The organism is Modestobacter sp. NPDC049651 (genome assembly GCF_040659695.1).
GTDB lineage: Bacteria > Actinomycetota > Actinomycetes > Mycobacteriales > Geodermatophilaceae > Modestobacter.
The window spans coordinates 1-14,633 of sequence record NZ_JBFAOG010000019.1 but is presented as its reverse complement, the minus strand read 5'-3'; the positions used below and the strand labels follow the sequence as shown (position 1 = coordinate 14,633).

Annotated in this window: 13 protein-coding genes; 7 read left to right on the top strand and 6 right to left on the bottom strand. The window is 75.6% G+C overall.

Annotated features, from left to right (window positions below):
- Nucleotides 1-22: 22 nt before the first annotated feature.
- From AB0J00_RS19510 to AB0J00_RS19500, 3 genes are read right to left on the bottom strand one after another with little or no spacing between them, the layout of a single operon-like run.
- A complete protein-coding gene (locus tag AB0J00_RS19510) occupies nucleotides 23-487 on the bottom strand; it encodes a MaoC family dehydratase (protein ID WP_357748026.1) in 465 nt (154 codons plus the stop codon).
- Complete coding sequence (locus AB0J00_RS19505) at nucleotides 484-2,139, bottom strand: AMP-binding protein (protein ID WP_357748024.1); 1,656 nt, start codon at nucleotides 2,137-2,139, stop codon at nucleotides 484-486. Before AB0J00_RS19505 ends, AB0J00_RS19510 begins: the two co-directional genes overlap by 4 nt.
- Nucleotides 2,136-3,044 (bottom strand): SDR family oxidoreductase, encoded by a 909-nt coding sequence (locus tag AB0J00_RS19500; RefSeq protein WP_357748021.1) that lies wholly within the window; start codon nucleotides 3,042-3,044, stop codon nucleotides 2,136-2,138. Before AB0J00_RS19500 ends, AB0J00_RS19505 begins: the two co-directional genes overlap by 4 nt.
- Nucleotides 3,045-3,227: 183 nt before the next feature.
- Between AB0J00_RS19500 and AB0J00_RS19495 the strand changes: the two genes are divergently transcribed.
- The 3 genes from AB0J00_RS19495 to AB0J00_RS19485 are packed head-to-tail and all read left to right on the top strand — an operon-like array spanning nucleotide 3,228 to nucleotide 6,607.
- The gene (locus tag AB0J00_RS19495; RefSeq protein ID WP_357748018.1) at nucleotides 3,228-3,797 is read left to right on the top strand and encodes a helix-turn-helix domain-containing protein; all 570 of its coding nucleotides are present in this window, start codon (nucleotides 3,228-3,230) and stop codon (nucleotides 3,795-3,797) included.
- Nucleotides 3,794-5,062 carry an MFS transporter gene (locus tag AB0J00_RS19490; RefSeq protein ID WP_357748015.1) on the top strand — a complete coding sequence of 423 codons (1,269 nt, stop codon included), beginning with the start codon at nucleotides 3,794-3,796 and terminating at the stop codon, nucleotides 5,060-5,062. The genes AB0J00_RS19495 and AB0J00_RS19490 overlap by 4 nt, the downstream gene beginning before the upstream one ends.
- 45 nt (nucleotides 5,063-5,107) lie before the next feature.
- Nucleotides 5,108-6,607 carry an aldehyde dehydrogenase family protein gene (locus AB0J00_RS19485; RefSeq protein WP_357748012.1) on the top strand — a complete coding sequence of 500 codons (1,500 nt, stop codon included), beginning with the start codon at nucleotides 5,108-5,110 and terminating at the stop codon, nucleotides 6,605-6,607.
- 71 nt (nucleotides 6,608-6,678) lie between these two features.
- Here AB0J00_RS19485 and AB0J00_RS19480 read toward each other — a convergent pair whose 3' ends face one another.
- Entirely contained in the window at nucleotides 6,679-7,737 is a 1,059-nt protein-coding gene (locus AB0J00_RS19480; RefSeq protein WP_357748009.1) for a class I SAM-dependent methyltransferase, read from the bottom strand.
- Nucleotides 7,738-7,983: 246 nt separating this feature from the next.
- Nucleotides 7,984-9,288, bottom strand: coding sequence for an MFS transporter (locus tag AB0J00_RS19475; RefSeq protein ID WP_357748006.1), 1,305 nt, complete (start codon nucleotides 9,286-9,288; stop codon nucleotides 7,984-7,986).
- Nucleotides 9,289-9,359: 71 nt separating this feature from the next.
- Between AB0J00_RS19475 and AB0J00_RS19470 the strand changes: the two genes are divergently transcribed.
- Complete coding sequence (locus tag AB0J00_RS19470) at nucleotides 9,360-10,319, top strand: helix-turn-helix domain-containing protein (protein ID WP_357748003.1); 960 nt, start codon at nucleotides 9,360-9,362, stop codon at nucleotides 10,317-10,319.
- Between the two features lie 14 nt (nucleotides 10,320-10,333).
- Here AB0J00_RS19470 and AB0J00_RS19465 read toward each other — a convergent pair whose 3' ends face one another.
- The gene (locus tag AB0J00_RS19465; RefSeq protein WP_357748000.1) at nucleotides 10,334-11,296 is read right to left on the bottom strand and encodes a YafY family protein; all 963 of its coding nucleotides are present in this window, start codon (nucleotides 11,294-11,296) and stop codon (nucleotides 10,334-10,336) included.
- Nucleotides 11,297-11,389: 93 nt separating this feature from the next.
- Between AB0J00_RS19465 and AB0J00_RS19460 the strand changes: the two genes are divergently transcribed.
- From AB0J00_RS19460 to AB0J00_RS19450, 3 genes are all read left to right on the top strand, one after another.
- Nucleotides 11,390-11,893 (top strand): DinB family protein, encoded by a 504-nt coding sequence (locus AB0J00_RS19460; protein ID WP_357747996.1) that lies wholly within the window; start codon nucleotides 11,390-11,392, stop codon nucleotides 11,891-11,893.
- A gap of 245 nt (nucleotides 11,894-12,138) precedes the next feature.
- Nucleotides 12,139-13,830, top strand: coding sequence for a DEAD/DEAH box helicase (locus AB0J00_RS19455; protein ID WP_357747993.1), 1,692 nt, complete (start codon nucleotides 12,139-12,141; stop codon nucleotides 13,828-13,830).
- 129 nt (nucleotides 13,831-13,959) lie between these two features.
- Nucleotides 13,960-14,547: a hypothetical protein gene (locus AB0J00_RS19450; RefSeq protein ID WP_357747990.1), complete on the top strand. Its 588-nt coding sequence runs from the start codon at nucleotides 13,960-13,962 to the stop codon at nucleotides 14,545-14,547.
- Nucleotides 14,548-14,633: the final 86 nt, after the last annotated feature.

Here is a 14,633-nt window from a genome sequence, read left to right as displayed (position 1 = left end):
CAGAACAGCGGCAGGACCCGGATCAGAGGTACTGGCGCACCAGGATGACCGCGACGCAGGCCGGCTTGGCCGCGCCCTCGACCTCGAAGGTCATCGTGGTCTGCATCTGGATGCCGCCGGCCACCTCGGTGACCGAGTCGACGACGGCCGAGGCGCGCACCTTGCTGCCCACCGGCACCGGCGAGGGGAAGCGCACCTTCTCGGTGCCGTAGTTGACGCCCATGCCGAAGCCGGTGATCTTCATCATCTGCGGCATGAACAGCGGGGTCAGAGACAGCGTCAGGTAGCCGTGCGCGATCGGCCCGCCGAAGGGGCTCTCCTTGGTCGCGCGCTCGACGTCGACGTGGATCCACTGGTGGTCACCGGTCGCGTCGGCGAACTGGTTGACCTTCTCCTGGGTGATCTCGACCCAGTCGGAGGGGCCGAGCTGCTTGCCCACGAGGGACTTGGCGCCCTCGACGCCGTCGACGGTGAGGGGGGTGGTCATCGGACCTCCTGGTCGGTGGCGACCAGCCCGGTCGGCTGGTCGGGGGTGGGGACGACGGCGATCCGCTTGGCCCAGGCGAGGTCGGCCTTGCCCGACGGGCTGCGCTGGAGCTGGTCGACGACGACGAGGTCACGCGGGCGCTTGTGGTCGGCCAGCCTCTCACCGACGAACGCGCGCGCCTCCTCGGTGGTCAGGGTCGCACCCGGGTGGAGCGCGACGACGGCGACGATCCGGGAGCCCCAGCGCTCGTCGGGTGCACCGACGACCATCGCGTCGCGGACCGCCGGGTGGGTGAGCAGCAGCTGCTCGACCTCCTCGGCGAACACCTTCTCGCCGCCGGTGTTGATCACCCGGCTGCCGCGGCCCTGGAAGACGACGGTGCCGTCGGCCTCCAGGCTGGCCATGTCGCCGGGCACGACCCAGCGGCGGCCCTCGTACTCGCGGAAGACCGCCGCGGTGGCGGTGTCGTCACCGGAGTAGCCGATGGTCTCCATCGCCGGGGCGGCGAGGAAGCCGACCTGACCGGAGCCGGGGACGACGTCGTGGCCCTCGTCGTCGATCACCCGGGCGCCGGGGGCGAGCCGGAAGCGGGCGGTCGTCGCCTCGTCGCCGCGGCGGGTCTCGGCGATCGCGAACGGGCCGCCCTCGGACGCCGCGACCGCGTCGCGGCACACCATGTCGGCGTGCCGCAGCAGGCGCTGCTTCACGTCGGCGCTCCAGGTGACCCCGACGCTGAGCATCCGGATCAGGCTGCTCAGGTCGTAGGGCCGGCCCTCGGCCTCGGCGCGGTCGAGCGCGTCGGCCAGCGGCCGGGCGAAGACGTCGCCGACGACCGACACCACGGTGACCCGCTCGCGCTCGACGGTGGCGGCCAGCTCGTCGGGGTCGAAGCGCTTGGAGGGCAGGTAGATGACCCGGCCGCCGGCGACCAGCGTGCCGAGCGAGGAGTACATGCCGGTGCCGTGCATCAGCGGCGGCGCGGGCAGCGTGACCAGGGTGTCCCGGTCGACGCCGAACTTGACCAGCGCCGCGCGCAGCTCGTCGAGCGTCTCCGGGTAGGGCTCACCCAGCAGCAGGTAGCTGTTGGCGCAGACGGTGCCGAACAGCCACGAGTGCGGTGCGCGCACCCCCTTCGGGCGCCCGGTGGTGCCGCCGGTGTACATCACCCAGTCGTCGTCGCCGCGCTCGATGCGGGGCATCGGGTCGACGCCGACGGCCTCGGCCCACCCGGTCGCCCAGCCCGGGACGTCGTCCGGCGCGCCGACCTGCACCGCCGTGCGCAGCAGCGGCAGGTCCTCGCGGGCCTCCCCGATCCGCTCGGCCATCGACTCGTCGTAGACGATCGCCGACGCCCCGGAGTCCGACAGCAGCCCGACGAGCTCCTCGCGGCGGTACCGGTAGTTCACGTTGACCGGCACGGCGCGCACCTTCAGCACGGCCCAGACGGTGGAGAGGTACTCGATCCCGTTGTAGAGCCCGACGGCCACCTTGTCGTCGTGCCCGATGCCCGCGGCGGTGAGGAACCCGGCGAGCCGGGAGGCCTCGTCGTCCAGCTGCGCCCACGTGCGGGTGCGCTCGCCGTGGCTGATCGCGAGCCGGTGCGGCCGGACGTCGGCGACGGTCTCCAGGACCGTCGCGAAGCTCTCCTTCACTTCTTCGTCGGGGCGCCGGGGCCGGCGGGGCGCCAGTCGGCCAGGTGGTTCGCGAACGGTCCGCGGAAGGCGGCGGCCAGCGCGTCGGCGTCCCAGCCCCCCTCGCGCACCTCGGCGGCGAGCTCGACCGGGTGCGACCAGACCGCGACGCGGTCCCCGCCGGCGCCGATGGCCTGGCCGGTGATGCCGGCGGCCTCGTCGGAGGCGAGGAACACCACGACCGGCGCGACGTCGTCGGCGGTGCCCAGCCCGCCGCGGCGGACGTCGGCCGGGATCGGCTTGCCGGCGTCGGCGAGCTCGACCAGCTCGGCCATGCCCGGGATGGTGGCGACCATCCGGGTCAGCGCCACCGGGATGACGGCGTTGACCGTGGTGCCGCTGCGCTCGAGCTCGGCGGCCCAGGTGCGCACCAGCCCGACGATGCCGGCCTTGGACGCCGAGTACCCGGTCTGCCCGAAGCTGGCCCGCTGGCCGGCCGGCGAGCCGATGAGGATCAGCCGCCCGCCGCCACCCTGCTCCTTGAACTGGCGGGCCGCGGCACGACCGCAGGCGAAGGTGCCGCGCAGGTGGGTCTGCACCACGAGGTCGAAGTCCTCGTCGGCCATCTTCAGCAGCGTGCGGTCGCGCAGCACACCGGCGTTGGTGACCATCACGTCGAGCCGGCCGAACTCCGCCACGGCCTTGGCGACGACGGCGTCCCCGCCCTCCGTGGTGCCCATCGCCGAGCCCTCGGCGACGGCTGAGCCACCGTCGGCGGTGATCTCCTTGGCCACCTCCTGGGCCAGCTCCAGGTCCAGGTCGTTGACCACGACCGAGGCGCCGGCCCGGGCGAGGGCCCGGGCGTAGGCACGACCGAGACCGCGACCGGCCCCGGTGACGACGGCGACCTTGCCGGGCAACTCCATGAACGCTCCTCCGTCGGACTGCACTGACCGATCCGTCGGATGCTGGGCGATCACCGGGAAGCAGGGCAACGACCGCATCCGTCAGACGGAAGGACGCCCACCCCCGACCTGAAAGGCTCTTGCAGGTCAAGGGCTGCCGGTGTTGACTTCTGAAAGAAGATTTCAGATCCGAGGAGCCGCCCCGTGCAGGAACGTCGTGCACAGCTCACCGACCCGGCCGTCATCGACGCGCTCGCCCACCCGGTCCGGCTGGACGTGCTGGGCTACCTCATGTCCGCCGGACCGGCCACCGCGTCGCAGTGCGCCCGCGCCGTCGGTGACACCCCGTCGAACTGCAGCTACCACCTGCGCGTGCTCGCCGCGCACGGCCTGGTCGAGCCCGACGACTCCGGCGACGGCCGGTCACGGCCGTGGCGCACCACGCTGACCGGCTTCTCGGTCGACGTGGGCGACCCGGACGCCGAGGCGGGCGTCACCCGGATGGTCGGGGCGTCGGTGGAGCTGGACCACCACCTCGCCCGGGAGTACCTCCGCGGCCACGAGGACGTCCCCGAGCCCTGGCGGGCGGTCGACGCCCACGCCTCCTACGGGCTGTCGATGTCGCCGGACGAGCTCGCCGACGTCCTCCGGCGGATCGACGACCTGGTCCGGCCCTACATCCAGGCCACCCGCGCCGACTCCCCCGCCGACGCCGAGCACGTGCACCTGTCGCTCACCGCGTTCCCGCGGCGGGCCTTCGGCCGGCGTCCGTGACCAGCGCCGGCCCGGACGCCCGCGTGGCGGCGGCGCGCACCGCCCACCCGGGCCCCGGTTCGGCGATGGCCGTCCCGGCGTTCCGCCGGCTGTGGACCGCCGCGGTCGTCTCCGACGCCGGCGACTGGCTGATGTTCATCGCCCTGCCGCTGGTCGTGCTCCGGCTCACCGGGTCCGCGCTCGGCACCTCGCTCGCCTTCGTGCTGGAACTGGTGCCGCCGGTCGTGCTCGCCCCCGTCGCCGGCCGCCTGGTCGACCGGCTCCCCCGCCGCCGCGTGCTGGTCGCGGCGCTGCTGGTCCAGGCAGCGGCGCTGCTGCCGCTCCTCGCCGTGCACGACCGGTCCGACCTCCCAGTGCTCTACGGCGTGATCGTCGTCCTGGCCACCTGCTCGGCGGTCGTCGAGCCCGCGAAGAACGCGGCGCTCCCGACCCTGGTGGGGCCCGGGCGGGTGGTGTCGGCGAACGCGCTCGTCGGGCTCGGCAACGACCTGGGGCGCATCGTCGGCGGCCCGCTCGGCGGGCTGCTGCTGGCGACCACCGGGCTCGCCGGTGTCGCCCTCGTCGACCTGGCCACGTACCTGGGAGCCGCTGCGCTGGTCGCCACCCTGCCGGCGCTGCCGGCCGGCCGGGTCGGGCCCGCGGCCGGCGGGCCCGCCCCGGGGAGCACCGGGGTGCTCGGCGTGCTGCGCGCCCCGGCACCCCGCGCGCCCGTCGTCGTCGCCTTCGTCGCCGCGGTCGCGCAGGGGCTGTTCGTCGTGCTGTTCGTCTTCTTCGTCACCGACGTCCTGGGCGGTGCGGAGACCGACGTCGGCGTGCTGCGGGGCGTGCAGGCCGTCGGCGCGATCGCCGCGGGCGCGGTCCTCGGGCTGCTCGGCGCCCGGCTCGACGTCCGGAGACTGACCGTCGTCGGCAGCGTGGCGTTCGCCGCGCTGAGCGCCGCCATCTGGAACCTGTCGTTCCTGACCCACGCTCTGCCGCTGTACGCCCTGCTCTTCGCCGTGATCGGGGCGCCGGCCGTGCTCATGGGCGCCGGCCTGACGAGCCTGCTGCAGCGTGCGGCCGCCGACCACCTGCGCGGTACCGCCTTCGCCACCCTGGCACTGGGACAGGCCGGCGGCCAGGCGATCGGCCTGGTCGCGGCCGGGCTGCTGCAGGACTCGGCCGGCACCCTCCCCCTGCTCGAGGTGCAGGCGGCCACCTACGGCGCGGCCGCGCTGCTCGCGCTGCTGCTCCTCCCCCGGACCGGCCGCCCGTCGCCGGCCTGATCGGGGAGCTGCCCGGACCCGCTACCGATCGGTAACGTGCGCCGCATGCCAGTCAGCGCGGCGGTGCCAGCCACCGGCGAGACGTTCGAGTCGACCGACCCCGCCACCGGTGCGGTCGTCGGGGTCTTCCCCGTGCACGACGCGGACGCCGTCGCCGCCGCCGTCGCCCGGGCGCGCCCGGCCGCGCAGGCGTGGGCCGCGCTGGGCTTCGCCGGCCGGCGCTCCCGGCTGGACGCCTTCCGCGGCTCGCTGGCCCGCCGGCTGCACGAGCTCGCCGACCTGGTGCACCGGGAGAACGGCAAGCCGCACGCGGACGCCGTCCTGGAGGTCACCCTGGCGATCGACCACCTCGCCTGGGCGGCGCACCACGCCCGCCGCACGCTCGGCCCGCGCCGGGTCAACCCGGGTCTGCTGGCCGCCAACCACGCGGCGTCGCTGGAGTACCAGCCGCTCGGGGTGGTCGGCGTGATCGGCCCCTGGAACTACCCGGTGTTCACCCCGATGGGCTCGATCGCCTACGCGCTGGCCGCCGGCAACGCCGTGGTCTTCAAGCCCAGCGAGTTCACCCCTGCCGTCGGTGCGTGGCTCGCCGCCGCGTGGCGGGCCGCCGTCCCCGACGCCGCCGACGCCCTCCAGCTGGTCACCGGCTTCGGCGAGACCGGCGCGGCGCTGTGCCGGGCCGGCGTCGGCAAGCTCGCGTTCACCGGCTCCGCGCCCACCGGCCGGAAGGTGATGGCCGCCTGCGCCGAGACGCTCACCCCGGTGCTCATGGAGCTCGGTGGCAAGGACGCGATGATCGTCGACGACGACGCCGACGTGCCCGCCGCCGCCGACGCCGCCGTCTGGGGCGCGATGAGCAACGCCGGGCAGACCTGCATCGGCATCGAGCGGGTCTACGCCACCGCCCCGGTCTACGACCGGTTCGTCGCCGAGGTCACCGAGCGGGTGCGCGACCTGCGCCCGGGCACGGACGACGACGCCAGCTACGGCCCGATGACGATGGCGAGCCAGACCGACGTCGTCCGCCGGCACCTGGACGACGCCCGCGCGGCCGGGGGCCGGGTGCTCACCGGCGGCACCGTCGAAGGCGGCTACGTCGCGCCCACCGTGCTGCTGGACGTGCCGGAGACGTCGGCCGCCGTCCGCGAGGAGACGTTCGGGCCGACGCTGACGATCACCCGGGTGCGCGACGCCGAGGAGGCGCTGGAGAAGGCCAACGCCACCTCGATGGGGCTCGGCGGCTCGGTGTTCAGCGGCTCGAAGGCGACGGCCATGGACCTCGCCCGCCGGATGCGCAGCGGCATGACCGCCGTCAACTCCGTGCTCACCTTCGCCTCGGTGCCCGCGCTGCCGTTCGGCGGCGTCGGTGAGAGCGGCTTCGGCCGGATCCACGGCGAGGACGGGCTGCGCGAGTTCTCCCGGGCCAAGGCGATCACCCGCAAGCGGGTGGCGCTGCCGGTCGACTTCATGAGCTTCGCCCGCCCGGAGAAGGCCGCCGACGCGCTCGCCCGGTTCATCGGCGTGGTGCACGGGCGCCACCGCTGAGCAACGCCTGATCCGGTTTCTCGCGACGAAGCAGGCCGGGTTCTCGCGAGAAGCCGGGCTGGGCGGGGCGATCAGGGGCGGGCCTCGTAGACGATGTTGAACGGCGTCTCCGCGGCCCGGCGGAACCGGCCGAACCCGGCCGCGGTGGCCACCCGGCGCACGGCAGCCTCGCCGGCCTGCGCGCCCAGCCGTTCGTCGCCGTCCTGGGAGAAGGCGTTGGGCAGGCAGAGGAAGGTCGAGAAGCTGTAGTACACGCGGCCGACCGGGTCGAGGTTGTCCGCCGGGTCGTCGTGCGCGTACGGCTCGACGATCATCCAGGTGCCGTCGGCGGCCAGCGTCTCCCGCACGTGCCGGGCCGCCCCGACCGGGTCGCCCATGTCGTGCAGGCAGTCGAACGTCGTCACCAGGTCGAGGTCCCGGCCGGTGAACGTCTGCGCGCTGGCCACCTCGAAGCTCACCCGGTCGCCGACCCCGGCCTCCGCGGCGCGCTTGCGGGCCAGCTCGATCGAGCCGTCGTGGTAGTCCGACCCGGTCACGTGCGCGGCCGGGTACGCCTGGGCCAGCAGCACGGTCGACGCGCCGAGCCCGCAGCCGACGTCGGCCACCCGCCCGCCGCCGGCGAGCTTCTCGACCACGCCGTCCAGCGCCGGCAGCCACGACGTCGTCAGGTTGGCGTGGTAGCCGGGCCGGAAGAACTGCTCGGTGCCGAGGAACACGTCGCCGTCCTGCTCGTGCCACCCGATGCCGCCCCCGGTGCGCACCGCCTCGGTCACCCGCGGCTCGGCGCGCAGCGCGCCCAGCGCCAGCAGGAAGGCGCCCGGGACGAAGACCGGCGCGTCCGGGTCGGTCAGCGCCAGCGCCTGCTCCTCGGTGAGCTGGTAGGCCTCCGCGCCGGCGTCGCTGCGGGTGACGTACCCGCCGGCCGCCTGGCCCCGCAGCCACTCGGCCACGTACCGGGGGTCGGTGCCGGTCCGGGCCGCCAGCTGGGCGGGGGTGGTCGGCCCGAGGCCGAGCGCCCGGTACAGCCCGAGCCGGTGCCCCACCACGACGTTCCCGGCGGCCATCGTCGCCCCCAGGTCGCCGACGAAACTGCCCAGGAACTCCATGAACCTGTCCTGGTCGACTGCCATCGTCCTGCTCCTTCGTCCACCCCCGCGCGGTCCACGGGGCCAGGACACCCGGGCCGGGAAGCGACCGGCCGGGTGCACGCCGGACTGCTCGGCATGGGCCCCACCGGGGGCCATGGTCGACCTCCGGCGGCCCCGATGGGCGCTGCGTGCCGGGCGGAGTCCGCCGCGCCGCGGCCGGCCACCCTGGGCTCCCCCGGCGTCACCCCGCGCCACCCACCCCCACCTTCGGCACCGCGGCGGGGCGGGTCAGCCGTGCGCCTCCATGGCGGCGGCCGGGGTCGGGGAGGTCGGCAGCACGCTGCCGACGGCGCGGCGCGAGCGGCGGATCGCGATCGACAGCACCGCGGCGAACACGCACAGCCCCGCGCCGCTGTAGAACGCCGGGTCGTAGGAGCCGGTGACGTCGCGGACCACCCCGGCGCCGAACGCGGCCAGCGCCGCGCCCACCTGGTGGCTGGCGAACACCCAGCCGAAGACGACGGGCGCCCGGGCGCCGAAGTACTCGCGGCACAGCGCCAGCGTCGGCGGCACGGTGGCCACCCAGTCCAGGCCGTAGAAGACGATGAACGCGATCATGTTGGCCTGCAGGTCCGGGCCGAACAGCTGCGGCAGCAGGAACAGCGAGACGCCGCGCAGGCCGTAGTAGGCGAGCAGCAGCAGCCGCGGGTCGACCCGGTCGGTGAGGTACCCGGAGAACACGGTGCCGGCGACGTCGAAGATGCCGACGAGCGCGAGCAGCCCGGCGGCCGTCGTCATCGGCATGCCGTGGTCGTGCGCGGCGGGGATGAAGTGCGGCTGCACCAGCCCGTTGGTGGTCGCCCCGCAGATCATGAAGCCGCCGGCGAGCAGCCAGAACGGCCCGCTGCGCACCGCCCCGCCCAGCGTGCGCAGCGCGGTCCGCGCCGGGTTGCCGCGCACCGGGTCGGCGTCGTCGGCCGCGGTGCCGCCGAACGGGACGACGCCGAGGTCGCGCGGCCGGTCGCGCAGCAGCCACGCCACGAACGGGGCGACGGCGAGCGCGGCGAGCGCCGTCCCGAGTGCCGCCGGCCGCCAGCCCCACCGCTGCGCGATCGCCGCGACCAGCGGCAGGAAGACCAGCTGCCCGGTGGCCCCGGCCGCGGTGAGCACGCCGGAGACCAGCCCGCGGCGGGCGACGAACCAGCGCCCGGTCACGGTGGCCACCAGCGACATCGCCATCGACCCTGTGCCCAGGCCGACCAGCACGCCCCAGCACAGCACCAGCTGCCAGCTGGCGGTCATGAACACGGTGAGCCCGCTGCCCACCGAGACCACGCACAGCGCCGCGACCACCACCCAGCGGACGCCGAAGCGCTCCATCAGCGCCGCGGCGAACGGGGCGGTGAGCCCGTAGAGCAGCAGGTTGACCGAGACGGCCGCCGAGATGGTGGTCAGCGACCAGCCGAACTCCTCGTGCAGCGGGTCGATGAGGACGCCGGGCACGGCACGGAAGCCGGCGGCGCCGATCAGCGCGAGGAAGGTGACGGCGGCGACCCACCAGGCGGGGTGGATCCGGCGGACGGGGGTGGTCACGCCGGAGATCCTGACGGTTGGCCTCCGCACGGACCAGTGGCCCGGCGGACACCATGTGCAACTATCCGGCCATGACGGAGCCGCACGAGGTCGTCGTCCTCGCGGTGGGGACGGCGATGGCGTTCGAGATCGGGCTGCCGCACGCCTTCCTCGGCGGGGCGGTCGACGCCGCCGGCTCCCCGCTCTACCGGGTGCGGACGGCCTCGCTGGACGGCGGCCCGGTGCGCACCAGCGCCGGCTACTCGATCGTCCCCGACCACGACGCGAGCGCCCTGGCCACGGCCGGCACCGTCGTCGTCCCCGGGGTCTACGGCGGGCCGCAGCTCGACGGCGTCGTCGACCCCGCCGTCCGCGAGGCGCTCACCACCGCGGCCGCCTCGGCCCGGGTCCTGTCGATCTGCACCGGCGCGTTCGTGCTCGCCGCCGCGGGGCTGCTGGACGGCCGGCCGGCGACCACGCACTGGGCGCACGCGCAGGCCTTCGCGCGGCTCTTCCCGCAGGTCGCGCTCGACCCCGACGTCCTGTTCGTCGACGACGGCGACGTGCTCACCTCCGCGGGCAACGCCGCCGGCATCGACCTGCTGCTGCACGTCGTCCGGCGCGACCACGGCAGCGACGTGGCCAACGACGTGGCCCGCCGGCGCGTGGTGGCGCCCTGGCGGGACGGCGGGCAGGCCCAGTTCGTCGACCGGCCGCTGCCCGAGCCCGGCGACGCCAGCACCGCGGCCACCCGCAGCTGGGCCGCCGGCCGGCTGGCCGAGCCGCTGACCCTCGAGCAGCTGGCCGCGCACGCCGCGATGAGCGTGCGCACCTTCACCCGCAGGTTCCGGCAGGAGACGGGGCTGTCGCCCGCGCGCTGGCTGGTGCTCCAGCGGGTGGCGCTGGCCCGCGAGCTGCTGGAGCGCACCGACGACCCGGTGGAGCGGGTCGCCGCCGCGGCCGGGTTCGGGACCACGGCCAACCTCCGCCAGCACCTGCACGCCGCCGTCGGCGTCGCGCCGCTGGCCTACCGCCGCACCTTCCGCCGCTGACCCCCGCGATCCGGTCAGCCGGCGGCGGCGGTGAAGCGGGCGGCGAGGTCGCGCAGGGTGTCCCGCAGCTCCGGCGGGCGGACGACGGTGAACGACGCCCCCGCCCGGCCCAGCGCGGCGGCCGCCCACGAGAGGTCGTCGACGTCCATCTGCACCCGGCACCGCCCGGCGCCGTCGTCGGCCACCTGCGCCCAGGCCCCGATCCGCGCCCGCACCTCCGCCGCCGGCGCCGCGACCACCGCCTCCACCGCGTGCGGCCAGGCCTGCCGGCCCAGGCGCTCGCGCACGAACGTCGCCGCGTCTGCGGCCGGCAGCCGGCGGGCGGCGAACCGGGCGCCGGTGCCGCGCGGCGCGGTGACCCGGTCGAGCCGGAACACCCGCCAGTCGGTGCGGTCGAGGTCCCAGCCGAGGAGGTACCAGCGGCGGCCGAGGGAGACCAACCGGAACGGCTCGACCGCCCGCTCGGTGGCCTGCCCGTCGGCGGCGGTGTAGCCGAAGGTGATCCGCTCGCCGTCCCGGCAGGCCAGGGCCACCGTGGTGAGCGCCGCCGGGTCGACCCCGCCGTCGGACACCGGGCCGCCCCAGCTCGCCGCCTCGGTCATCGCCCGCACCGCGTCGACCCGCCGGCGCAGCCGGGCCGGCATCACCTGCACCAGCTTGGCCAGCGCGCGCAGCGAGGACTCCCCCACCCCGCTGACGCTGGTCGCCGCGGCGGCCGACAGACCGACCGCGAGCGCCACCGCCTCGTCGTCGTCGAGCACCAGCGGCGGCAGCGCGACCCCGGGCGCGAGGGCGTAGCCACCGTCTGCGCCGCGCGAGGCGTCCACCGGGTAGCCGATCTCGCGCAGCCGGTCGACGTCGCGGCGCAGCGTGCGCACCGAGACGCCGAGCCGCTCGGCGAGGTCCGCGCCCGACCAGTGCCGCCGCGACTGCAGCAGCGACAGCAGGCGCAGCGTCCGGGTGCTCGTGACGGCCATGCCGCGAAGTCTGCCCGACACAGCGGACAGGAACTGACCGCTGTCGCCACTAACGTCGAAGACACGACCGGACGACGACGAGAGGCCAGGACCATGACCGCCACCAGCACCCTCAGCACCGAGCGCGCCGACCTGCTCGAGACGCTGCGCACGCACCGCGCCTTCCTGCGCTTCACCGTGCGCGGCCTCACCGACGAGCAGGCCACCGCGCGGCCGACCGCCAGCGAGCTCACCCTCGCCGGGCTGGTCAAGCACGTGAGCTTCATCGAGGACACCTGGGCGCGCTTCGCCGCCGAGGGCCCGGCCGCCTTCGAGGGCGGCGAGGGCAGCTGGGCGGAGGCATGGGGGCTCGCGGACGGCGAGACGCTGGCCGGGGTCCTGGCCGCCTACGAGGAGGTCGCCCGGCGCACCGACGAGCTGGTGGCCACCCTCGACCTGGACACCGCGTACCCGCTGCCCGAGGCACCGTGGTTCGAGCCCGGGGCGGTGCGGTCGGTGCGCCGCACGTTCCTGCACGTGGTGGCGGAGACCGCGCAGCACGCCGGGCACGCAGACATCCTGCGCGAGTCGATCGACGGTCAGAAGACGATGGGCTGACCCGATGTGATCAGCGACTCCGGGCACATCGGCCGGGAGCGGGCGCCGGTCTGGCAGAGTGGGGTCACCGGCGCCGCCCCGGGCTCATCCGAGAGCCCGTGGACTCGACGTCGGCGCGAGGCTGCGCCACCGAGGCGCGCCGGCGACCCGACGTCCGACCCCCGTCGCTGCGACGCGGCCCCCTGAGGTGGGTGCCCCGCACCGGGTGGATGAACGGGAGCCACCCGAGCGTTGGGACACCACGTATGACCTCCAGCCACGACACCCCTGCCCAGGACGACGCCGGCCGCGCGCGCCGCCGCGCCACCCGCCCGGCCACCGCCCCCACCGGCACCGCCGCCACCCCCGCCTTCCGCAGCGCCCCCGCCGCGGCGCCGGCCGCCTCCTCCCCCGTCCCGGGTGAGGGCGGCACCCGCCGCCGCCGTGGTGGCCGCGGTCGCGGCACCGGCGCGGGCCCCCGCCCGGCCGAGCAGCAGGCGCCGGCGCCCGCCGTCGAGACCGCGCCCGTCGTCCCCGCCGGCGACGTCGCCACCGTGCTGCCCACCGACTCCAGCTGGGCCGAGCTCGGCGTGCCCGCCCCGCTCGTCGAGGTGCTCACCGCCAGCGGCCTGACCGCGCCGTTCCCGATCCAGGTCGCGACCCTGCCGGACTCGCTGGCCGGGCGCGACGTGCTCGGCCGCGGCCGCACCGGCTCGGGCAAGACCATCGCCTTCGCGCTCCCGCTGGTCGCCCGGCTCGCCGCCTCCACCACCAGGCGGCAGGCGAAGCGGCCGCGCTCGCTGATCCTGGTGCCGACCCGCGAGCTGGCCAACCAGGTCAACGCCACCGTCGAGCCGCTGGCCAAGGCGCTGGGCCTGAAGACCACCGTCGTCTTCGGCGGTGTCGGCCAGAACCCGCAGGTGCAGGCCCTCGCCGGCGGCATCGACGTGCTCATCGCCTGCCCCGGCCGGCTCGAGGACCTCATCGGCCAGGGCCACGCCGACCTCGGCGCGGTCGAGGTCACCATCCTCGACGAGGCCGACCACATGGCCGACCTGGGCTTCCTCCCCGGCGTGAAGCGCCTGCTGGACCGCACCCCCAAGGGCGGTCAGCGGCTGCTGTTCTCCGCGACGCTGGACAACGGCGTCGACGTGCTGGTCAAGCGCTACCTGTCGAACCCGGTGACCCACTCGGTCGACCCGGCCGTCGCGCCGGTGTCGACGATGACCCACCACGTGTTCCGCGTGGACCCGCTGGACAAGAACCAGATCGTCAAGGAGCTCGCCTCCGGGCTGGGTCGCAGCGTGCTGTTCACCCGCACCAAGCACCAGGCCAAGAAGCTCGCCAAGCAGCTCACCGCGGCCGGCGTGCCCGCGGTCGACCTGCAGGGCAACCTCAGCCAGAACGCCCGCGAGCGCAACCTCGAGGCGTTCAGCAACGGCACCATCCGGGTGCTGTGCGCGACCGACATCGCCGCCCGCGGCATCCACGTGGACGACGTCTCGATCGTCGTGCACGTCGACCCGCCGGCCGAGCACAAGGCCTACCTGCACCGCTCGGGCCGCACCGCCCGCGCCGGCGCCGGCGGCACCGTGGTCACCATCGCCACCCCGGACCAGTCCGGTGAGGTCCGCACCCTGGCCCGCCAGGCCGGCATCACCCCGGAGGTCACGGCGATCAAGCCCGGCGCCCGGGAGATCACCGCGCTGGTCGGCGAGGCCGCGCCGCACGTCGAGCCGGCCCCCGTGCAGGAGCCGCAGCCGCAGGGCAGCGGCGGCGGGGCCAACGGCGGTCGCCGGCGTCGCAGCGGCGGCGCCACCGGGGGTGCCTCGTCGTCCACCGGTCAGCAGCCGGGCGGACGCCGGAGCCCCCAGGGCCCCGCCCGCACCCGCGCCGAACTCGCCGCGCGGGCCGGCCAGCAGCCCACCGGCTCCGGCCGCGGCCGCCGCAGCCGCTGACGTCCCGGGCCGGTGGCCGTCCCCCGGGGGCGGCCACCGGCCCGCGGTGATCACCGGTCGCGTGCCGGGCGGGGAGCCGGAAGGATGATGTTGAGCGCTCCACATCCCCGTTCCCCCAGTGAGGTCCCCATGCGCCTGCCCATCACCGCCAGCGAGATCGCGCCGCGGATCGCCACCGGCGCGTTCATCCTGAACTCCGGCCTCGGCAAGCGGGGTGCCGACGAGGCGACCGCGGCCGGCATCCACGGCTTCGCGACCGGCACCTACCCGTTCCTCGGCAAGATCGCGCCGATGACGTTCGCCAAGGCGCTGTCGACCACCGAGGTCGTCATCGGCGCCGCGCTGCTCACGCCGTTCGTGCCCACCGTCGTCGCCGGCGCCGCGCTGACCGGCTTCTCCGCCGGCCTGCTCGGGCTGTACCTGCGCACGCCCGGCATGCGCAAGGAAGGCAGCCTCGCCCCCACGCAGGAGGGCCTCACCGTCTCCAAGGACGTCTGGATGCTCGGCATCGGCGCCGGCCTGATCACCCAGGGGATCGTCGACCGCCGGCCGCCCGCCACGCCCAGCCGCTCCGCCCGCAAGGCCGGCCGCAAGGCCGCCCGCAAGGCCGAGGGCCGCGCCGCCAAGGTGGCCAAGGAGAACCGCAAGGCGCTGGCGAAGGCGAACGCCAAGGCCGGGGCCGCCGCCCAGAAGGTCCGCGACACCGTCGCCGCCTGACCGCCGGCCGGGTCGGGCGCGGCGACCGTGCCGCCCCCGCCGAAGCAGCCGCAGTCGATCTGCAGGCCGCGGGCCCACGCGGCGGC